The organism is Enterobacter sp. AG326 (assembly GCF_004362415.1).
GTDB classification, from domain to species: Bacteria; Pseudomonadota; Gammaproteobacteria; order Enterobacterales; family Enterobacteriaceae; genus Enterobacter; species Enterobacter asburiae.
Genome location: NZ_SNXG01000002.1, coordinates 21,268 through 42,163, shown reverse-complemented (window position 1 = coordinate 42,163; position 20,896 = coordinate 21,268). Strand labels below are relative to the sequence as shown.

The following is a 20,896-nucleotide window of genomic DNA, read 5'->3' as shown; positions in this document are numbered from 1 at the left end:
AGTGCCAGTACCAGTATAAGCAAGAACTGGTACCCGTTTATCAGATGGTTGATGCTACGACCATCTGATGAATGACGCAATGGAGTTACCATGAATACGTCAGTTGTTTCACCGGGCCGCGCTGGCCTGATATTGCTGCTAACCGGCCAGATGCTGCCGATGATTGATACCTCAATCACCAACGTGGCGCTGGACGCCATCACCCATTCGCTGAACGCCACCGCCACCGAGCTGGAGCTGATAGTCGCCCTCTACGGCGTGGCCTTCGCCGTCTGCCTCGCGCTCGGCAGCAAGCTGGGGGATAACTTTGGCCGTCGGCGTCTGTTCATGTGGGGCGTCGCGAGTTTTGGCCTGGCCTCGCTGCTCTGCGGGATGGCGGGGAACATTGAACAGCTGCTGGCCGCGCGCATCGTTCAGGGGGCGGGAGCCGCACTGATCGTGCCGCAAATTCTTGCCACCCTGCACGTGACGCTGAAAGGTACGGCGCACGCTAAGGCCATCAGCCTGTTTGGCGGCATCGGTGGGATTGCGTTTATCGTCGGCCAGATGGGCGGCGGCTGGCTGGTATCGGCGGATATCGCCGGGCTGGGCTGGCGTAACGCCTTCTTCATCAACGTGCCGATCTGTCTGGTGGTGCTGGCGCTGAGTCGCCATTTCGTACCCGAAACCCGTCGCGAGACGCCGTCACGCATCGACTGGACCGGAACCGTGCTGCTGGCGATCATTCTTTGCTGCCTGCTGTTCCCGATGGCGCTCGGCCCCCAGTGGCACTGGTCGTGGCCGCTGAAGGTTATGCTTCTCGCGATTATTCCGCTGAGCTGGCTGACGGCGCTGAATGCGCGCAAAAAGGAGCGTGAGAACGCCCACCCGCTGATCCCGCCGCGCCTGCTGCAGCTTCGCAGCGTTCGCTTTGGCATTCTGATTGCGATGCTCTTTTTCAGCGTCTGGTCCGGGTTTATGTTCTGTATGGCGCTGACCATGCAAACCGGTCTGGGGATGGCACCGTGGCAGTCCGGAAACAGTTTTATCGCGCTGGGCGTAACTTACTTTATTTCGGCGTGGTTCGCGCCGCGGCTGATTGCTCGCTACAGCACCAGTACCATTCTGCTGACCGGTCTGGCGATCCAGATTGTCGGCCTGCTGGCGCTGATCGCCACGTTCCGCGTCTGGGGAATGGAGAATACCGCCCTGACGCTGGCACCCGCGACCGGGCTGGTCGGCTACGGGCAGGCGCTGATCGTGAACAGCTTCTACCGCATCGGGATGCGCGATATTCAGCCTGACGACGCGGGGGCCGCGAGCGCCATTCTCAGCACGCTGCAGCAGGCCGCGCTGGGGCTTGGCCCGGCCATTTTTGGCGCGATTTTGCTCCACGCGCTGCAGAACCATCACGGGGATTACACCCAGGCGGTGAACGTCTTCCTGATGGTGGAAACGGCGATGATGGTGGTGCTTGCCCTGGCGACGCTGCGCATCCGCCATCGCCTGTGCCTGCCGATGGTAAAGGTCTGCCAGGCCACCAAATAAGCCCGTGAATTTGCATAATAGATCCGCAGCCGCCATTATGGGGCTGCATCAATACAGGAGACGTTATGCAGGAATTAATTGCTCAGGTTGAAGAGTTAGGCATTGAAATTAATCACACCACCTCTTTAGTGATTATCTTTGGTATTATTTTTCTTACCGCCATCATCGTTCATTTTATTCTGCACAAAGTGGTGCTTCGCGCTTTCGAAAAACGCGCGCAGGCCAGCAGCCATTTGTGGCTGCAGATCATCACCCAGAATAAATTATTTCACCGTCTGGCCTTCACCCTTCAGGGGATAATCGTCAACGTCCAGGCGGTACTGTGGCTGCAAAAAGGCAGCGAAGCGGCGGAAATTCTCACGACATGCGCAAAGCTGTGGGTCATGGTGTATGCCCTGCTCTCCTTCTTCTCACTGCTGGACGTGATTTTTAATCTGTCGCAGAAAATGGCCACCGCATCACAGCTGCCGCTGAAGGGGATCTTCCAGGGCATCAAGCTGGTGAGCGCCATCCTGGTGGGAATATTGATTATCTCCCTGCTGATCGGCCAGTCCCCGGCGATTCTGATAAGCGGTCTCGGCGCCATGGCCGCCGTGCTGATGCTGGTGTTTAAAGACCCGATACTCGGACTGGTGGCGGGGATTCAGCTCTCCGCCAACGACATGCTCAAGCTCGGCGACTGGCTGGAGATGCCGAAATACGGTGCCAACGGCACGGTGACGGACATCGGCCTGACCACCGTGAAAGTACGCAACTTCGATAATACGATTACGACCATTCCGACGTGGGCCCTGGTCTCTGACGCCTTTATCAACTGGAGCGGCATGTCTGCCTCCGGCGGGCGACGCATTAAGCGCAGCCTGAATATTGATACCACCAGCATTCATTTTCTCGACGAGCAGGAGCAGCAAAAACTTATTCAGGCGAAGCTGCTGAAGCCCTATCTGGCCGCGCGACATGAGGAAATTAACCTGTGGAATCAGAAGAACGGTGAAGGGGAGTCAGTATTAAACCTGCGTAAGATGACCAATATTGGTACCTTCCGCGCCTACCTGAATGAATATCTGCGCAACCATCCGCGTATTCGCAAAGATATGACGCTGATGGTGCGCCAGCTAGCGCCTGATGCGAATGGTTTGCCAATTGAAATATATGCCTTCACCAATACGGTGGTCTGGGCAGAATATGAAGAGATTCAGGCCGACATCTTCGACCATATTTTCGCGGTGGTGGATGAATTTGGGCTGCGTATTCACCAGTCCCCGACCGGGAACGATATTCGATCCCTGGCGGGCGTTATCGCCAGATAATTCGTTTGTAGGCCCGGTAAGCGAAGCGCCACCGGGCGTGAAGGCAGGTGCGGTCTGGTGCCCTCACCCCGGCCCTCTCCCGCAGGGAGAGGGAGAAAACCGCGTTACTTTTTGCGGGAAAGCTTAAACGCCACAAACAGGAAGATAACCCATACCGGCAGCAGCATCGCCGAAAGGCGCATCTCATCCATGGTGCACATCAGCACCAGAATCAGCCCCAGGAACGCGATACAGATGTAGTTCCCCGCCGGATAAAGCAGCGCTTTGAACTGCGTCTCGCGTCCCTTGCGGCGCATCGCGGCGCGAAAGCGCAGGTGCGCCAGGCAAATCATGATCCAGTTCAGCAGCAGCGTGGCGACAACCAGCGCCATCAGCAGGCCAAAGGCCTCTTTCGGCAGCAGATAGTTAATCAGCACCACCAGCGAGGTGATAGCGCCGGAAAGGAACAAGGAATTCACCGGCACGCCGCGACGGCTGACGCGGGTGAGGAACTTCGGCGCGTTGCCCTGCACGGAGAGGCCAAACAGCATGCGGCTGTTGGAGTAAACGCCGCTGTTATAGACCGACAGAGACGCCACCAGAATGACGAAGTTCAGCGCCGAGGCCACCAGGTTGCTGTTCATATCGTGGAAAATCATCACGAACGGACTGCTGTCGGACTTCACTTCCACCCACGGATAGAGCGCCAGCAGCACCACCAGCGAGCCGATGTAGAACAGCAGAATCCGGTACACCACCTGGTTGACCGCTTTTGGAATGCTTTTATGCGGGTCGCGCGCTTCCGCAGCGGTAATGCCAATCAGCTCGAGTCCACCGAAGGAGAACATGATCACTGCCAGGGAGAGAATCAGCCCTTTCCAGCCGGTCGCCAGGAAGCCGCCGTGCTGCCACAGGTTGTCGATCGTGGCGCGCTCGCCGCCGTGGCCGGAGAACAGCAGCCACAGGCCAAAGCCGATCATCCCGATAATCGCCAGCACCTTGATCAGCGCAAACCAGAACTCGGTTTCGCCATACAGGCGCACGTTGACGAGGTTAACGGCGTTAATAATGATGAAGAAGGCCGCCGCCCAGATCCACGTCGGCACATCCGGCAGCCAGTACTGCATGTAAATGCCTGCGGCGGTCAGCTCCGCCATCCCCACCAGCACGAACATGACCCAGTAGTTCCAGCCGGACAGGAAGCCTGCAAACGGGCCCCAGTATTTATAAGCAAAGTGCGCGAAGGAGCCTGAAACCGGCTCTTCAACGACCATCTCGCCAAGCTGGCGCATGATCAGGAAGGCAATAATCCCGGCGATACCGTAACCCAGCAGAACCGCCGGGCCAGCCATCTGAATAGCGGGGCCGATGCCGAGAAACAGCCCGGTACCGATCGCGCCGCCAAGGGCAATTAACTGAATATGTCGATTTTGCAAACCACGTTGCAGCGTCGGATTCTGATCCGACGAGGCTTCAGCGCTACCATGGCCTGAAGCGGATGACGCGTCTTTCACGTCCTACCCCTGTCTCTTTTTTAGAAGGGGCACGTTTTAACACTTCATGCTGGAGGTAGCAAGGGATTGGGGCATCCCTGCCCCGGATAACGAGATGGAACGCTTAAAACGCGTAGCCAACCGAGACCTTAAAGGTGCGCGGTTCGCCCTGCGTAATATAGGTACCGGAGTCGTCCACGCTGGCCCAGTAGTTTTCATTGGTCACGTTGTCGATGCCCGCGCGAACCGTCATCTGGTTTTCATTGTGGTTCACCGCGAAGCGATAGCGCATCCCCAGATCCAGCGTGGTGTAGCTGTCCAGCTTTTTGGTGTTTGCCAGGTCAGCGTACTGCGCGCCGGAGTGGTTCACGCGGGCGGTGGCGGTCAGGCCGTCAATCGGCTTGATATCGTACTCCGCGCCCAGCACGGTGTAAAAGTTCGGAATACCGATCGCATCGTTGCCCTGATTCACACCATTTTTGGTTTTGGTCAGCTCGGCCTGCAGCCAGGTGGCGCTGGCGTTCAGACGCATCCCCAGCATTGGCTCGCCGAAGACGTTCAGCTCCACGCCACGGTTACGCTGTTCAGCGTCAAGGCCGTAGTGGCCGCTGTCGTCGAGGATCGCCGACGGCATTTTGATTTCGAACAGCGCAAGCGATCCGCCCACGCGGCCAAAGTCCGCCTTCACGCCCACTTCGTTCTGCTTAGAGTGAACGATTCCGGTGCTCTGGCCGTAGTTGGTGGCGGTGTTAGGCGCAGTTTTGCCCGGCTGCAGCGCTTCGGTGTGGTTAGCATAGAGGGAGATCGCCTCCCACGGCTTGTAGACCACGCCGTAGGTGGGCATCCAGCGGCTGCCGTCGAAACCGTCCGCCGCGTTTTCCGCACCGGTGACTTTGTTATACCCGCGAATGACCACCTTCTGATGGCGCGCGCCTGCGGTGAACAGCAGCTTGTCGTCCAGCACGCCCAGCGTATCGCTCAGCAGCCAGCCCTGCGTACGGGTGCGCCCGCTGGTCAGCGGATCGCTGTACTTCCCGCCAGAGCCGTTGAAGTTGGTGCTGTCCGGCATATCGACGCCGGTATTGTGATAGATGTTGGTGGTCGGGTTATCCTTCGCCGCCGACATTTTCCACGCGATTTTTTCGTTTTTGGTCATCGCCGAATAGCCAACGTTGACCTTGTGCGAGACGAAGCCCGTAGTGAAGTTCCCGCGAACGCCCGCCATGCCGCTGACGGAATCGCTGATGCGGTTGGTATCCAGACGGCTGACCGTTGCCTTGCCGCTTTTATCCACCAGCTTCGGCGCGCTGTAGATGCCTTCCTCGTGCGCGTGCTGCGCGCCAAGACCGGTATAGGCCGTCCAGCCGTCGGTGATGTCGTACTCGCTGCGCCACATCCCAAATTCGTTTTCGATGTTGCTGTAGGCCCACTTCTGCGAGAAGTTGCGATCGTTTTTCGGCGGCTCGGGCACGAAGTCCACCGCGGAAATATTGACGCTGGTCGGGCTGCCGTGGAAGGTTTTCTTCTGATAGCCGAGATCCAGCGAGGTGCGGAAGCGGTCGCCCGCGTAATCCAGGCCGGTAGAGAGCAGAGTGGTGCGGCGGCGGTCATTCGGTATGCCGGTTTCCCCTTCGCGATGGACCAGGTTCACCCGCGCGCCGAACTGGTCGCTGTCGCCGTAGCGACGGCCCGCATCCAGCGTGGTACCAAACTGGGAATCCGAGGTGTAATCCACGCCGACTTTCGCCTGCGGGAGTTCGCCCGCATGTTTTGGCTCAAGGTTGATCATCCCGCCCACGCCGGAGCTTGCCGCGCCGTTCATCAGCGAGTTGGCCCCTTTGAAGATCTCGATGCGGTCAACCATCTGGGTATCCACCACCTGGCGCGGCAGCACGCCGGACAGGCCGCCAAATGTCATGTCGTCGCCGTCGAACTTCAGGCCACGGATGCGGTAGGTCTCCGCGCTGTTGCCGTACCCCTGAACGAACTGCACGCCCGCGTCGTTCGCGACGACATCGGCAATGGTTTTCGCCTGCTGATCTTCCACCAGCTTCAAGGTGTAGCTGATGATGTTGAACGGCACGTCCATGGCGTTTTGCTGGCCCAGCATCCCCATGCGCCCGCCGTTCGCCACCTGTCCGTCAAGAAAGGCAGGTACCAGCTGGTCGCCGCCGGGTTTGAAATCGCTGGCTGGTGCAGCCTGGACAACGAGGGTGTCCTCTTTTTGATCGTCCGCCGCGAAGGCGGAATGTGTCGCCGCGCCAACGGCGAGCGCCAGCAGCGTCTTGTGCATGATGGTGTTGTTCATCGTTAACTCATTTTAAAGTGCGCGCAAAAATGACCCGTTGTCGGGCCTTAGAATGTATTGGGTGCAATGCAAATGAGAACTATACGCATTATCTATGCGTTGGCAAGCGTAACCGCGTTCAGGAGGAGGTTTGGCGAGAAAAGAGGGGAACAACCACCCCGTATCGGGGGTGGCTGCAAAGCTATTATTTTTTCTTGTAGATATTGGCCGTACCGTGAATTTTATTGTTGGTGTTCCCTGACGTGAGCACCAGGACATCCGCGCCTTTCTTATCGGCTTTCTCAATCAGTTCTTTTTTTGCATCATCAACCGATACTTCATTCGAGGTGTTTACCGTACCGATTTTTTTATATTGAGATGCAACTTTCTTGAACTCGCTTTTAGTGAGCAGCTGTGCAGCAAAAGCATTGGTTGTAAACAGTAACGCCGTTCCCAACAAAATAGCAGTCGTCTTTTTCATAACCTTTTTCCTTGAGATTAATCAGCAACTACGAAAAACCTCACGCATTGTGGTGAGGTTTTATGAGCATGGTAGAGAATCTCAGGAAATGCCATACGTTCAGGAAAATTCTTTTATAACAACCCGTTGCATGAAATTACTAACGAGTATTAAGAATATTCGAATACCCGCGCGGTGCCAGCAATATCAATGTGTACCGCCGTGCCCGGGTTCCATCCTGGCTGGCTTACGGTCTTCAGAATCACAGGCTGCTGCTGCCCGGCTAATCCCAGGGTGAGCGTCGACAGCTGTCCGGTGAAGTCCACATCAAGAATCGAGATCGGGCTTTCATGCGCTGCACATGCCGTCACGCGTAATTGTTCAGGGCGCATCATTACCCTGCCCTCTCCTGTCGCATGCGCGTTGTCCGTCGGCACTTCGCCCAGCGCGCACACCGCATACCCGGCAGCGAGCCGAGCAGGCAGGATCACGGCATCGCCAAGAAACAGCGCCGTCTCTTCGTCAACCGGACGGGTGTAGACGTCATAAGGCGTGCCGACCTACGTGAAGCGTCCGGAGCGCATCACGGCAACCTGCGTGGCAAAGGACAACGCTTCGTTCTGATCGTGGGTGACCAGAATCGAGGCCACGCCCGCTTCGGCCAGCAGATCGGCCGTTGCCTTACGCGTCATGGCGCGAAGGCCGGTATCCAGAGCCGAGAACGGTTCATCCAGCAGCATCAGTGAAGGTCGCTGGGCCAGCGCACGGGCAAGCGCCACGCGCTGCTGCTGTCCGCCGGAAATCTCGTGGGGCCAGTGCGTTGCGAGCTGCCTGTCCAGAGAAACCATCTCCATCAGCGCCTCAACGCGCTGGCGCTTCTCGTGGCGGGTGCCGTCCAGCCCCCAGGCAATGTTGTCTGCCACGTTGAGGTGCGGGAACAGCGCGCCCTCCTGAGGCACAAAACCGATCCGGCGCAGGTGGGCGGGAACAAAACTGTTTTCATCGAACAGCGTTCTCCCCTGCATGACAATGCGCCCGGTGTCAGGCGTTTCGAACCCGGCAAGAATACGCAGCAGCGTGGTTTTCCCCGACCCGGACGGCCCGACAATCGCCGTCCTGCTCCCCGGCGCCACGCTCAGGTTTAAGCTGTCGAGCACCTGCACATCAGAAAACGATTTAGAAATGGCGGTTAATTCAAGCATGTCATAGCCCTGCAATTTTTTTCGACTGCATATAGAGAATGGCGGTCAGCGGGAGTGAAATCAGGATCATCAGCATCGCGTAAGGCGCGGCGGCAACATAGTCAATTTCACTGGTCAGCGCCCAGAATCCGGTGGAGAGCGTGCGCGTGCCCAGCGGAGAGAGCAGCAGCGTGGCGGTTAACTCGTTGCTGACGCCGAGGAAAACCAGCGCGGCCCCTGCCGCCGCACCCGGCGCGGCCAGCCGCATCGTGACGCTCCAGAGCGCCTTCGCGGGCGTGCTGCCCAGGCTGCGCGCCACGTTTTCCAGCTCAACCGGCGCCTGCGCAATCCCCGCCCGCAGGTTGATGAGCGCGCGGGGCATAAACATCAGCAGGTAGGCCAGGAACAGGGTAATTTCCGTCTGGTAAATGGGACGGGCGTAATGAATGGTGACGGTGACCAGCGCCAGCGCCGTGACGATGCCCGGCAGCGAACTGGTGATATAGATGCACCCTTCCAGCATCCGGAAGATGCGGTGCGGATAGCGAATTCCCAGCCACGCGATGGGGATCACGCACGCGGTCGTCAGAAGCGCACCGCCCACGCCGAGCATCAGCGTCTGGCGCAGCGAATGCCAGAGATCGGCGCTCATCCAGTTTTGCACGCCGCCGAGCCAAATCCAGCGACACAGAACAATTAACGGCACGCCCAGCGCCAGCACGATCAGCACGATGAAAAACAGCTGGCCCAGCGCGGCGGCCGCAGGCTTCAGCGGCCAGCGTTTCTGCTCGCGCGCGGCCCCGGCGCCAATGCGCGCGTAGCGTGCTTTTCCGCGCGTCACGCCTTCCAGTATTAATATAGCCAGACAGCACAGGGCCAGCACGCCCGCCAGCATGTTCGCCGCCGGGCCGCTGAAGGTAGACTGGAACTGGTCATAAATTGCCGTGGTGAAGGTATCAAAGCGGATCATCACGTACAGGCCATATTCCGCCAGCAGGTGCAGCGCCACCAGCAGCGCGCCGCCGCAGATAGCCAGCTTGAGCTGGGGCAGCACCACGCGGAAAAAGACCCGCCACGGCGGCGTACCCAGCGAAGCGGCGACATCTTCAAGCGTCGGGTCAAGGCGACGCAGCACCGCCGCAACCGGCATATAGATAAACGGATAGTAGGCAAGAACCGAGAGGAACACGCCCGCGGAGAGCCCGTGCATGGACGGGACAACGCTCACCCAGGCATAGCTTTGCACAAACGCGGGGATCGCCAGCGGGGCGACCGCCAGTGCAGACCAGATCCCTCGCCCGGCAAGCTGCGTGCGCTCCGTGAGCCAGGCGATTGCCACGCCCGTCACGATACACAGAGGAACCGCTAAAGCCGTCAGCCACAGCGTGTTGCTGAGCAGCTCAGCAACACGCGGGCGAAACACCAGCGCCTTAATGGTTTCCCAGCCGGTCTCAATGCCAATGGCAATGATAAAACCCAAAGGCAGAAGCGCCATTAATGAAAACAACACAGCTAACGCAACCATCGGCAGTGCAGGACGCCTGCGGGCAGGCTCCTGCACTCTGTTTTTTCCGATGTCGAGACTCAGACCAGACATAAGACGTTTACTTTACTCTCAGGATCACAGCAGGCCGGCTTGCGTCATCAGCTCGATAACTTTTTTACTGTTAAGCGTTGAAGGTTCAACTTTCGGTGCATCAAGATCTTTCAGCGGGACCAGTTTCGGGTTTGAGGCCGCGTTCACGCCCACTGCATATTCAAAGGCGTTGTTGGTACGCAGGCTTTCCTGGCCTTCTTTACCGGTAATGTATTTGATGAAGGCCTGCGCCTGCGCTTTGTGCTTGCTGGATGCCAGCACGCCGCCGCCAGAGAGGCTCACAAACGCGCCCGGATCCTGATGTTTGAAGTAGTAGAGCTGGGTGTTTTTGCTGTTTTCACCGGTTTTGGACTGATCGACAAAACGGTAGTAGTGATAAATCACGCCGCCATCAATCTGACCGGCATTGACCGCTTTCATCACGGTGCTGTTGCCTTTATAGGCAACGAAATTGGCTTTCATCGCCTTGAGCCATTCCAGGGTGGCCTTCTCGCCTTTCAGCGCCAGCATGGCGCTCACGATGGCCTGGAAATCCGCGCCTGACGGAGATGCCGCCCAGCGGCCTTTCCACTCGGGCTTAGCCAGATCCATCAGCGATTTAGGCAGCTGCTGTTCGTTCAGTTTTTCCGGGTTATACACAAATACCGTGCTGCGGGCCGCGATGCCGATCCAGCGACCGTGCGCCGGACGATATTCTGCCGGTACCTGCTTCAGGGTGTCTGCATCCAGCGGCGCAAACAGGTTGGCGTTATCCACCAGCACCATTGACGGCGAGTTCTCCGTCAGGAACACGTCTGCCGGTGACGCGCTGCCTTCCTGAACCAGCTGGTTACCCAGCTCGCTGTCATCACCATTACGCAGAGTGACCTTAATGCCGGTTTCTTTAGTAAAACCGTCAACCCACGACTTCACCAGGTTTTCGTGCTGCGCGTTATAAACAACGATGCCTTCGTTGTTATCGGCCGCAACCGATTGTGTAGAAAGGAAAAGTGATGAAGACAACAAGGCAAGCGAGAAGCAGGACAGCAGGCGAGAATTCATGAACATATCCTTAATAGACCAACGGGATTAACGACTCATAGCTTTGTGGGACAGGATTAAAGCATACAACAACGCTAATGATAATTAGTATCAATCGAGTTTAAACGTTAAAGTGTAAAAATTCTTTATTGCGGAGTTTGTAAAAATAAAAAACCAGATTTTAATCCGAGAAAATATTTATATTAAGAAAACCTTAAGTCTGCCAGCAATGAAATTCATTAGCCTTCTATTCATTCTCCCGCGAAGTGAAATTTGTTATTTACGCGCCCGGCATATATAAAAAAGCCCCGATATTTTGGGGCTTTTTATGTTTATTCAGAGGTAGCCAAATTATTAGGCGACTATTTAAAAACGCATCACATCGCAGCGTGGGGGGCATACATCGGATAGGTGAAGAGCAATAAATGCACGCAGTTCAGGCCAAAATGGAATAACGTTGCAACCCAGAGCTTACCGCTCCACATCCACGCCAGGCCGTAAATAATGCCGGAGAGGCTGGCAAAAATGATCAGTAATAAACCGCCGCTATAATGCATCAGCCCAAAGATGACTGAGGCAATCAACAGCGCGACAACAGGATGAATAATCCGGGACAAGCGTTGCTGCAGGTAGCCTCTGAACAAGGCTTCCTCGGCCAAAGAGACGAAGAAAATATTCGCAAGGGCAAATTGAGCGAACCATTCTGGCGCATGCGGCTCAATTCTAAGTCCGCCCAACGCAACAGCCAGAAGTAACAGCGCGGGTATCGCAAGAACCAATATTCCCCAGCCGACCTTGCCAGCTTGATAGAGGGGCTTTGCTACGAATAACGTTGGCATGCACGTAATTAAAAAGAAAGGCACCACTGCCTTGTCCATATTAAAGTACATACTGAACGGTATGCTTTGCGGACCAACGACGACAGCATCCAGCACTTTGGGGTTATGGAAGCCCGGGATCACATGCAAAACCAGGGCAACGGCGATGACCACGCACAGGCCTTCGACCAGATATGTATATTTATTATTTTTATTACGTAGCCATTCAACAGCAGACCAGCCAACAACAATTGATGCAATAACCAGCAGCGCCGGGGCGTCAAGAATGCCCTGTTTCCAGCCGAGAAATGCCGTTAATCCCAGCATCAGATAAGCGAGGCTTTTATTAAGGGAAAGTGCGGCAAGCGAAGTTGCGAGTAGATACCACATAAATGTCCTTCTTGACCGGTAAATGTTAGGGGCGATGTCCCAAATATGTCCCACAACGGAAATCAGAGGATGTGAAGGAGGCGTACTCTATGAAATGAAATGGCACGCCCTGTAGGATTCGAACCTACGACCTACGGCTTAGAAGGCCGTTGCTCTATCCAACTGAGCTAAGGGCGCACTGATATGCGTGTACTTCGCGGTGGTGAAACGCGAAGAATTATACGGTCAATGGCAGGTGAGTCAATGCCTTTTCCGTTTTCCACGGCAATTACCGCTAGCCGATTGTAAATACGGCTATTTTCTCAACATTTCGCCCTGTTTCACCGTAAAATTTGGCGCTGCGAAAAGGCTTAGTTGCATTTAAGTAACGCCTGCTGTTTTCCTGAACGTCAGCTCGTCACACTAGAGTCAGGTATCCCGGCCGCCTGGAGGCTGGCAGACAACAGGACAATGGAGTGACAGCGCAAAACCTGATCGATACGCCCCCCCGGTTACAGTACATTTCGCAGGACATCGTCGGCATTAAGCTTGAGCCCATCGTCGCCCTTTCCTCCTTGCGCCAGGTTGGCGTGGAGGTACTAAGCGTTCTGTCCGACACGCGGCACAGCGAAGACTTTTTTTGCGAACGGTCCGCAGACTGGTCGATAGCGCTGCTTGAAGCGCAGCTTGCCGCGTTAAAAAATGCGCCGCACGGTCATAATCTTTTTATTAATCTGCCGATAACCGTCCTGACAGAGACAGCCTCTTTTCAGCGACTTATCCGGTTGCCAGACGTGTCGCTCAATATTGAGATTGTCGATCTCGCGTCCTTTTTAGCGCTGCCCCTCGTTGAGAAGCAGCATGTCGTTCAAAATTTGCGGCAACTTAGCAGACAGGGACATGCAATCTGGCTTGATGACGTGGATGACGTCACAGTGCAGTCGTTTTTATCCTGCCGACTCCCGTTAAGCGGCATCAAAATAGATAAGGAAGCATTCTGGCGTTTACGCGACACCCCTGCGCTGAGGCAACTGGTTTCCCTTTGCTTTCAGCTTGCCGGGAAAGTGCTTATTGAAGGTATTGAGACTGAACGCGATCGTACCTGGGCACTGCAGGCAGGCGCAGACCTCGGCCAGGGATATTACTGGCCGTCCTGGACATGGCCGGAGGATTAAAAAGCCATTTCCAGGAGGGAGACCATGCGAATGACAGTGCGCCGTTACCGGCGGCGGCGTACAGGAAGTGATGCACTGGGATTTACGCGCTCACCTTTTGCTCCCCCCTTTTTCGACCGGCTCGAATTTTTGAGCCAGTCTATCAGCCAGCCCCGCAAAACCGACGCCCCGTTTATCCTTCTGGTGACGGAGGATCACTACCTGCGCACCGGTTTTCTCAACGGGCAGTTTCCCCTGAGCAGCTGCTGCGACTACGCCACGCTGGACGACGCCCTTATCGCTCAGACCCAGTGGCCTTCAGCCCGTCTGGTCGTGGATATTGAAAGCCGATCCACGGGCCTTCTGGAGAAACTGGATCAGTTGAGACGGCATAGCCTGTTTCCTCCGTTCCTGACGCCCTGGCTGTTGGTCCGGGCCGATAATTACGACACCCGCCTCTTCTGCAAAGCGGCGGGTCCCTTTCATGTGCTCGAACGTCAGCTGAACGCCGCTGCGCTCCAGCACAGCCTGTTGGATACCCTACCTCCGCTGGGTACCGAGAAAGACTGGTTCTCGCGAAACGAATGGCCCATCCTGCAGGAGCTTTCCCGGGGCAAGACATTGCGTCAGATTGCCCTTATGCAGAATCGCCCCTATAGCCGCATTATCTATCGTCTCAGCTGCATTCTCCTAAAGCTGGGTCTAAGCCATCGCCAGGAATTGCTCCATCTTCTTAATAACCTCTCAGACTGCACGTTTTCACTCACCTCCTAACCCCTTATTTCCTAAAGCGGTTTAGGAAATTACTTACCACTTGCGTTGCAAAAATGTTAATTTTTAACAATAAACTCGAAATTATAACTATTCCTAATTTATGGGCGTGAACCTTGTGAAATGCCACAGATTAACGGAACGGCAGCACTTTCCTCCATCCGTTAAGTGAATGCAGAAGGCGTTAACAAGATGATAATGATGTAAAAACAAGCAGCTTAGCGACAACAGCCAGGAGTAAAAAGCGAAGCGGGTAGCATGTTCTCCTGTGCATCAGACGCCGTTGTCCTGGTCAACGTAAGCACTTTCGGATGAAGGTCTGACGGCCTGCGAGGGCAATTTTTAACCTCATCTTTGCGGGTTCGCAACTTAAAAACAGGCGTATTTTTGTTAACAATTAATCAACATACAGCGATATCTGTTATTTTTTGTTATTACATAAAGATGAAAATATGCAGTAAATGGGATAACAGGATATTTCCGCTATTTTTAAAAAAATAGCGATTCATATCCAGAAGATAATACAAACCAATACCCTCATATTAATTTACAGGGTTTTCGGAAAAAACTTACCCTGTATAATAAGATGCGTATCAAATCTGAATAAGAAAAACCTTTTTGCCAACACCAGCCTAATGAGATGACCGCGCTGAGGCATAGTTCTTTTCATTACGTAAACAAGGATGCTTTCGCTCTTCCCAGGGAAATACTACGGTACAGGGATCTGCACATTATATCCTTCCGGCATTTCGAGAGTTTTACCAAACTCTGTATAACGCTTTTAACAATCTGAGGCATTAAAAATGAAACCGGCATCCGTTATCATTATGGACGAACATCCTATCGTCAGAATGTCGATAGAAGTCCTGCTACAGAAAAATAAGAATATCGCAGTCAAGCTCAAGTCTGGCGATAGCCATGAAGTCCTTGACTGTATCCGCAATCACCCTATCGATCTGGTGATCCTTGACATTGAACTCACGGGCACGGATGCCTTCTCTTTACTAAAGAGAATCAGGAACTTAAACAAAAACATTAAGGTTCTGTTCCTCTCGTCTAAATCAGAGTTGTTTTACGCAGGTCGCGCCATTCGCGCCGGGGCAAATGGCTTCGTCAGTAAACGAAAAGATTTGGGTGAGATCTACAACGCCGTAGAAATGATTCTGATGGGCTATTCCTTTTTCCCGTCGGAGACGTTGAACTTTATAAACCATTTGGGTTCCGGGAAAGGGATGGCAGTAGATATGCCATTATCGAATCGCGAGGTCACGGTATTACGGTATCTGGCGAATGGATTATCCAACAAGGAAATAGCTGAACAGCTACTATTAAGCAACAAGACCATTAGCGCGCATAAATCCAATATTTATTCCAAGCTGGGTGTGCAAAGCATCGTGGAATTAATTGATTACGCCAAAGCTCACGAGCTGCTATAACCTGAATTCACTCCCTGCAGCTTATCTGAGCTGCAGGGAGTGCGGTCAGTGCTAATTATAATTAATCATGAATGTGGCATCCGCATCAGCCCGTCCGGGCTGAGGGTTATCGGCAGTGGCAATATAATTGGCATAAAACGACAGCGTCGCATTTCCCTGTGCGTCAACCGAGACCGGCTGGCTGGCCTGCTGAAGCGCCAGGCGCGTTTTATCCGCATCCCTGATCTCAACGGCGACATGGCTTGCAGTACTGGCGTCATTCAGCGCCAGCAAGCCGCTATTGCTCCCATCAGCTTTACCCGAAAACGTAATGGACGCCGCGCCCGGCGGGCAGCCGGTCAGCTTCAGCGTAAACGGCATAGGCTGCGTGCGGCTTCCGGTGGTGCTGAGCTGTTTCGTGGGCCAGGTGCCCAGCGGGACGGCCTTGTCACTGTCGCTGCCCTCGGCAACGCAGGTAAAATCGACGATATTGCCGTAGAGCCGAATGTTAATCTCGCCCAACGCGGTGTCCGCCTGAGCCTGGGTGCAAAGCGCAAAGAGCGCTACGGTGAGAAAACGGATCCCGTTTCGCATATCGGCTCCTTAGTCGTAATCCACGCGCAAATACCCGCGCGAGGTGAAGCGCCCTTCCGCCGGCTTATTGCCCGTCACGCTCACCGGCCAGACCCGGATCCCCACCTGCGCCTGCGCGCTGTCGTCGAGACGGAACGGAATTTTGCTTGTCAGGTTGTTGGGCGTCAGCGGCGCCCCGCTCTCGTTGGCAATGATGAACCCCACATCCGGGTTATCCGATACCAGCACATTATCAGAGACCTTTTCCGCCTCGACGCGCATAGTCAGCATGGCGTTCGCCTCCACGTTGGTGCATTTGATGGCGATGGTTTTGCTTTGCGATGAGACCCCCTCCGGCTTGTTACCCACGCCCGCCTTGCTGAACAAGGAGGCGCCAATGTCGCCGAAATCAAACTCCACCACGTTACCGGCATTGATGGCGCAGCTTTGCGGCACCTGAATGGTTCCGCTGTAGCTAATGGTATAGACCGGCGTGGTGAGCGGATCGGAGGAGGTGGTGGTGACGTAAACGCGGAACATGGTGGCACGCGGGATCACCACCATGTTGATAAAACGCCGGGTCACCTTAAGACGGAAGACCAGGCTGGAGTCCTGAACGCCAAACGGTTTGTTTTTGGAGACGTTAGGATGGCTCCCCATCTGGATATAGCTTTTTGGCGGATAAAATACGCCAGCAAAGCTGTCCGTAATTTTCATCGCCCCGTCCAGATAGTCATTAAGCTTCAGATACTGGTAGCCATCGCTGGTCCCCGTTACCGGATAATCGGTCACATAGCTGCGCTTGGTGGTATTCCCGGTCGTGCCCTTAGGGCAGACGGCATTCACCCCTACCCACTGCGATTTCTCGCTGAGCGTCACGACCTGCCCAATCTGGTTATTCGAGCTGTTGAATTTATCCGTCAGGTCGTAATGCACTTCCGTCGGCACGCCTTTTTCATTGACGCACACGGTCGCTAATGCGTTTGTCGCGGGCAGTAGCGCCAGCAGCGACAAGGCAAAGAGTTGAGTTTTAATCACAGCTGATCCCCTTAAGTGTGATTGCCTGTTGCAGGCTCTGTTCAGACAAGCTGTAAGGTGCGCGACACTGGGACTGCGCCCCGTCGCCCCACTGGATCAGCAGTTCGCCTTCCAGCGGCAGCCCACTCAGGTATATTTGTCCGTCATCCCCCACCATGCTGGTGACGCCGCTTTTGGTCTCACGCACCACCGCGCCGAACGGCACCGGCTGGTTGCCGCGCATCACCGTCAGCAGGGCGCGCACGCCAATGCGGGTATCAAAGCTGGCGCGTACCAGCGCGCCTTTGGTCGGCACCACGCTGCTCACGTTGTTTTCGATATCGGTGTTGTTGCTCATGGTGTTGGTATCCAGCGCCACGCGGTTGTAGCGATAGACGGTGGCATACGGCATGACCGCGTAGCCTCGCCAGTCGGTTTTCACCCCGGTCTGGTTTTCAATACTGACGCCCGATGCCCCCGGCGCTTTGATCAGCACGTTGGTGTCGCCCAGCGGCTGGCTGAAGGTCACGCCGTCGGCGTGGCCGACCACCCCGCCGGAGAGCTGCCAGTTGAGATCGTGCTGATCGCGGGAATAGTTGTAGCCCACGCCCAGCGTGCCGTAGGTCGCCTGCCAGTTGGCGCTGGCGCTTCCGCTTGAGCCGTTGGTGCTGGCGTGTCCCTGGGTCACGCTGTAGTTCAGGTTGCGGTCCTCCAACAGCGTTCCGCTGACGCCGGTTTGCCAGCTTGTGTCGCCATCGCTGTTTCGACTGGCGGATGCCGTAGCGTAGGCGCGGTCAATCGCGCTGTCCCGGCGATAGCCCTGACGGGTAAAGAGGCTGAACGGCACGGAGACGTTAAACGACGCGATCCGATCGGTGCCGTCTATCCCAACGGATTTGTTCCACGACCACGAGACGGAGTAGTTGATCCCCTTCACGCCGCCCGCGTAGCCCAGCTGGTACCAGAGGTTCGTCTCGTCTGTTCCCCAGTAGGTCTGCTCGCTGCCGGAGATATAGACCGAGCCGTAGTCCCCCAGCGACTGAGAAACGTTGAGCTGGAAGCGGCCTTTTTTATTCCACGTCAGGTTGTGATAGCTCTGCACGTCCGGCACATCGTTATCGTTCTGGCTATCCGCATACTGATAGCCCTCCATTGAGCGCCAGGCGACATCGTCGAGGGTGTAAAACCCTTTTGTGGAGTAGCGATAGCCCAGCAGCTGGAAGTTGGTGCCGAAGCCGTTAAGGGATTTCGCGTAGAGGAAGCGCAGAGACTGCCCTTCATGCTTGCTGTCGTCCGCGAGCTGGCTGCGGGCGTGGGTGATATCGAGCGAGACCGCGCCCCAGTCGCCCAGGTTTTTCCCGGCCCCGACGGCCACCGCGGTATAGCGTGACGCCAGCTGCGTACCGCCGTAGAGCGTGTAACCGTTGGCAAGACCGGTAACCAGGGTGCCCTGGGTGAAGAACGGTGTGTCCTGATCGCTGTTCCCGCTGCGGTAATCCCCCGCGACGAGGTCGTACTTCCAGCGACCTTCGCGCTGCAGGAGCGGGACGGTGGAGTACGGCACGATATAGCGCTGCTGGGTGCCGTCTTTCTCTTCGACCGTGACTTCCAGGTCACCGCTTGAGGAGGTCGGGTTAAGATCGGTAATGGCAAATGCGCCAGGCTGGACGTAGCTTTGATAGATAACGTATCCGTTCTGGCGAACCACCACTTTGGCGGGCGTACGGGCGATCCCGCGCACGGTCGGCGCGTAGCCCTGCAGGCTGTCCGGGTACATGCTGTCAGACGAGAAAAGCCGTCCGCCGCGAAAACCCATGCTGTCGAAGACGTCATTCCCGGTATTGCTGTCGCCCAGCACCAGTTCGCTTTTAAGCGGGATGACGGTGCGCTGCGCCCAGGTGCCAATATTCTGCCACTCGCTGTGCCGCTGCCCGTTATTCTGCGTGTACCGCCATGCGCCGTTGTTACGTAAACGCCAGGCGCCATAGTTCAACCCGCTTTGCAGGTTGAGGTAATAGCTGTCGTCTTCGCTTCCCCGGTTACCGGTGAAGCTGTAGTTCACCAGCGCGGCGGGAATGCCTTCATCCCACTGTTCGGGCGGAATGTAGCCCCGGGCGCTGTTTTGCAACGCCACCTGAGGCAGGCTGACGTCCAGACGCTGTGAGGCAAAGTTGAAAGCCGTTTCGCTGCCGGGTATGGCCGTGGTCAACGGAACGCAGGTGTCGCCCTGCACCTTAGCCAGCTCGGGAAACGCCGCGACGTTGACGCCAAAGCGATCGAGCATCGCGCGCGTAATACAGGCCGATAAACCGCCCGCTACCGGCGGCGTGTTCTCGGCCTGCTCGAAACGCACGTCCTGGGTACCGATAAACTCATCGTTACGCCAGATATCCACGCGATAAACGCCGGGTGCCTGCTGGTGTCCTTGTTCAAAACGCGACAAATCCGCCACGCTGGCGGCGTCGTCGGACAAAAAGGCCGGGTTGAAATAACTTTCGCTCCAGCCAGCCTGCGGCCAGAGCGCAGCCATCAGCGCCAGTGCAACCGGGCAGTAACGTCCCTGGTGGTTTTTCATCGCCCTGACTCTGCTCACAGGTTAACGCTACGCGCCGGGGTGATAGCACCGTAGTCATTCACGCTCTGCCAGGAAAGCGTGCCGCTGGCACCGGCTGGCAGCACCTGCTGTGCCGAGCTTTTCGGCGCAACCATCAGGTTTTCCAGCGTCTGCCCGCCCATCTTCAGATTGACGAGGGTGATGTAATACGGGGAAGCGTTGCTGACTTTGAGATGGCTGCCCGCGCGCTCAAACCGCAGCTGGGAAAGCGCCTCTTCCGGCTGCATCGCCAGGTTGTTCGGGCGCACAAACAGCTTGATGCGTGAGAGGATCGCCAGCTGCAGCACGTTATTGTTTTCCGTTTTCGCTTTGTTCACCGATGGGATCGCCTTCACGTTCATGTAAAAGAGCGATTCGCGATCGGCTGGCAGCGCCGGCCCGGCGTAAATAATACGCAGCGTGTTTTCACTGTTCGGCTCGCTGACAAACAGGGGCGGAGTGACAGCAAAGGTTTTTTCTTTTTGCCCGCTCGCATTTTCGATCCACGCGTTAATTAAATAGCGTTCCTGTTTGTTGCTGTTGGTGATCGCCAGCGACGTTTGCTTTGCCTCTGCGGGATAAATAACGCGCGTGGCCCCCAGCGCAATACCGCCGGAAGCATTTGCGCAGGCAGAAACCATCATCAAAATAAACGATAAAAAAAGTCCTGGTTTAATTAGGGTATTCATCACAACCGTACCTTTAATAATGAGTTCGCAGGTGTTATGGATAAATCAACGTAAACCAGACATCCGACTGAATTTTGCCTGGCTCGAGGTGTTCGGAAATAGCCCGATAGCGGGCGCTAAAATGGAACGCGAGCTCGCGGGTATCGATCGGCAGCCAGCTGACGGCCGTGGCGTTTGGGATAATCTGACGCTGCTGTTCGTCAAAGAGCGCCAGCCCCACGCCGCTGCTGACAGGTGTTTCACCCGGCCGCGATGTCGCCAGAAAGACCTGCGGATCTTCTGCGGGCGTCACGCCCTGAAACTGGATGCCCACGGTGCGCGAAACATCAACGCTGCAGTCCAGCAGCCGCACGGTAAAAGGCACGTTAACCGTGGAAAAACTGCCCACACCGGAAAATGAATTGGTTCGGTACTGCCCCATGTCGATGCGCATATTCTGGCTGTCGGGCGCCACGGCGCAGCCGCCGTTCACCAGTTCACCCCGGAGATGAACCTTGCCACCTTCGATCACCACGGTATGCGCCGATGCCGGACAAGCCATCGCAAGGGTTAACAGCAGTAGTGTTCCAGTCCTTGTCATCCTTCGTTCCTGGCATTTGCGTATGACGGGCCTCGTCCGTGAGGCCTGAACATCCCTGTGCGG

General features: G+C 55.9%; 16 protein-coding genes, 1 tRNA gene and 1 pseudogene. 5 read left to right on the top strand and 13 right to left on the bottom strand.

Annotated elements, in window-relative coordinates:
- Nucleotides 1–90 precede the first annotated feature (90 nt).
- The gene (locus DFO52_RS07170) at nucleotides 91–1,527 is read left to right on the top strand and encodes an MFS transporter (protein WP_133549899.1); all 1,437 of its coding nucleotides are present in this window, start codon (nucleotides 91–93) and stop codon (nucleotides 1,525–1,527) included.
- A gap of 65 nt (nucleotides 1,528–1,592) precedes the next feature.
- A complete protein-coding gene (locus tag DFO52_RS07165; RefSeq protein WP_047648498.1) occupies nucleotides 1,593–2,837 on the top strand; it encodes a mechanosensitive ion channel family protein in 1,245 nt (414 codons plus the stop codon).
- A gap of 104 nt (nucleotides 2,838–2,941) precedes the next feature.
- Here DFO52_RS07165 and pheP read toward each other — a convergent pair whose 3' ends face one another.
- The 8 genes and pseudogenes from pheP to DFO52_RS07125 all read right to left on the bottom strand — a co-directional run bounded on the left by pheP (nucleotide 2,942) and on the right by DFO52_RS07125 (nucleotide 12,239).
- On the bottom strand, nucleotides 2,942–4,330 hold the full coding sequence (pheP, locus tag DFO52_RS07160; protein WP_029741065.1) for a phenylalanine transporter: 1,389 nt from the start codon (nucleotides 4,328–4,330) through the stop codon (nucleotides 2,942–2,944).
- A gap of 103 nt (nucleotides 4,331–4,433) precedes the next feature.
- Complete coding sequence (locus tag DFO52_RS07155; RefSeq protein WP_133549897.1) at nucleotides 4,434–6,617, bottom strand: TonB-dependent siderophore receptor; 2,184 nt, start codon at nucleotides 6,615–6,617, stop codon at nucleotides 4,434–4,436.
- A gap of 184 nt (nucleotides 6,618–6,801) precedes the next feature.
- Complete coding sequence (yahO, locus tag DFO52_RS07150) at nucleotides 6,802–7,077, bottom strand: DUF1471 family periplasmic protein YahO (protein ID WP_023310654.1); 276 nt, start codon at nucleotides 7,075–7,077, stop codon at nucleotides 6,802–6,804.
- Between the two features lie 149 nt (nucleotides 7,078–7,226).
- Nucleotides 7,227–8,258 (bottom strand): annotated as a pseudogene (locus DFO52_RS07145) (ABC transporter ATP-binding protein).
- Between the two features lies 1 nt (nucleotide 8,259).
- Complete coding sequence (locus DFO52_RS07140) at nucleotides 8,260–9,834, bottom strand: iron ABC transporter permease (protein ID WP_047648503.1); 1,575 nt, start codon at nucleotides 9,832–9,834, stop codon at nucleotides 8,260–8,262.
- Nucleotides 9,835–9,858: 24 nt separating this feature from the next.
- Entirely contained in the window at nucleotides 9,859–10,875 is a 1,017-nt protein-coding gene (locus DFO52_RS07135) for an iron ABC transporter substrate-binding protein (RefSeq protein WP_029741061.1), read from the bottom strand.
- Nucleotides 10,876–11,231: 356 nt separating this feature from the next.
- Nucleotides 11,232–12,062 carry a CPBP family intramembrane glutamic endopeptidase gene (locus DFO52_RS07130; protein ID WP_133549895.1) on the bottom strand — a complete coding sequence of 277 codons (831 nt, stop codon included), beginning with the start codon at nucleotides 12,060–12,062 and terminating at the stop codon, nucleotides 11,232–11,234.
- Between the two features lie 100 nt (nucleotides 12,063–12,162).
- Nucleotides 12,163–12,239: transfer RNA gene (locus tag DFO52_RS07125), tRNA-Arg, on the bottom strand.
- 278 nt (nucleotides 12,240–12,517) lie between these two features.
- Here DFO52_RS07125 and DFO52_RS07120 point away from each other — a divergent pair.
- The 3 genes from DFO52_RS07120 (at nucleotide 12,518) to fimZ (ending at nucleotide 15,402) form a co-directional block, all read left to right on the top strand.
- A complete protein-coding gene (locus tag DFO52_RS07120; protein WP_133549893.1) occupies nucleotides 12,518–13,216 on the top strand; it encodes an EAL domain-containing protein in 699 nt (232 codons plus the stop codon).
- Nucleotides 13,217–13,240: 24 nt separating this feature from the next.
- On the top strand, nucleotides 13,241–13,969 hold the full coding sequence (locus DFO52_RS07115; RefSeq protein ID WP_047648506.1) for a response regulator transcription factor: 729 nt from the start codon (nucleotides 13,241–13,243) through the stop codon (nucleotides 13,967–13,969).
- An 800-nt stretch (nucleotides 13,970–14,769) separates the two neighbouring features.
- Nucleotides 14,770–15,402, top strand: coding sequence for a fimbria biosynthesis transcriptional regulator FimZ (fimZ, locus tag DFO52_RS07105; RefSeq protein WP_023310647.1), 633 nt, complete (start codon nucleotides 14,770–14,772; stop codon nucleotides 15,400–15,402).
- Between the two features lie 51 nt (nucleotides 15,403–15,453).
- On the opposite strand, the gene sfmF is transcribed toward fimZ, so the two are convergent.
- From sfmF to fimI, 5 genes are read right to left on the bottom strand one after another with little or no spacing between them, the layout of a single operon-like run.
- On the bottom strand, nucleotides 15,454–15,975 hold the full coding sequence (gene sfmF, locus DFO52_RS07100; protein ID WP_133549891.1) for a fimbria assembly protein: 522 nt from the start codon (nucleotides 15,973–15,975) through the stop codon (nucleotides 15,454–15,456).
- Between the two features lie 9 nt (nucleotides 15,976–15,984).
- Nucleotides 15,985–16,992 (bottom strand): type 1 fimbria D-mannose specific adhesin FimH, encoded by a 1,008-nt coding sequence (gene fimH, locus DFO52_RS07095; RefSeq protein WP_029741057.1) that lies wholly within the window; start codon nucleotides 16,990–16,992, stop codon nucleotides 15,985–15,987.
- On the bottom strand, nucleotides 16,985–19,546 hold the full coding sequence (locus tag DFO52_RS07090) for a fimbrial biogenesis usher protein (RefSeq protein ID WP_133549889.1): 2,562 nt from the start codon (nucleotides 19,544–19,546) through the stop codon (nucleotides 16,985–16,987). The genes fimH and DFO52_RS07090 overlap by 8 nt, the downstream gene beginning before the upstream one ends.
- 14 nt (nucleotides 19,547–19,560) lie before the next feature.
- Nucleotides 19,561–20,253, bottom strand: coding sequence for a type 1 fimbria chaperone FimC (gene fimC / locus DFO52_RS07085; protein WP_023310643.1), 693 nt, complete (start codon nucleotides 20,251–20,253; stop codon nucleotides 19,561–19,563).
- Nucleotides 20,254–20,287: 34 nt separating this feature from the next.
- Nucleotides 20,288–20,833, bottom strand: coding sequence for a type 1 fimbrial protein subunit FimI (gene fimI / locus DFO52_RS07080; protein ID WP_023310642.1), 546 nt, complete (start codon nucleotides 20,831–20,833; stop codon nucleotides 20,288–20,290).
- Nucleotides 20,834–20,896 lie beyond the last annotated feature (63 nt).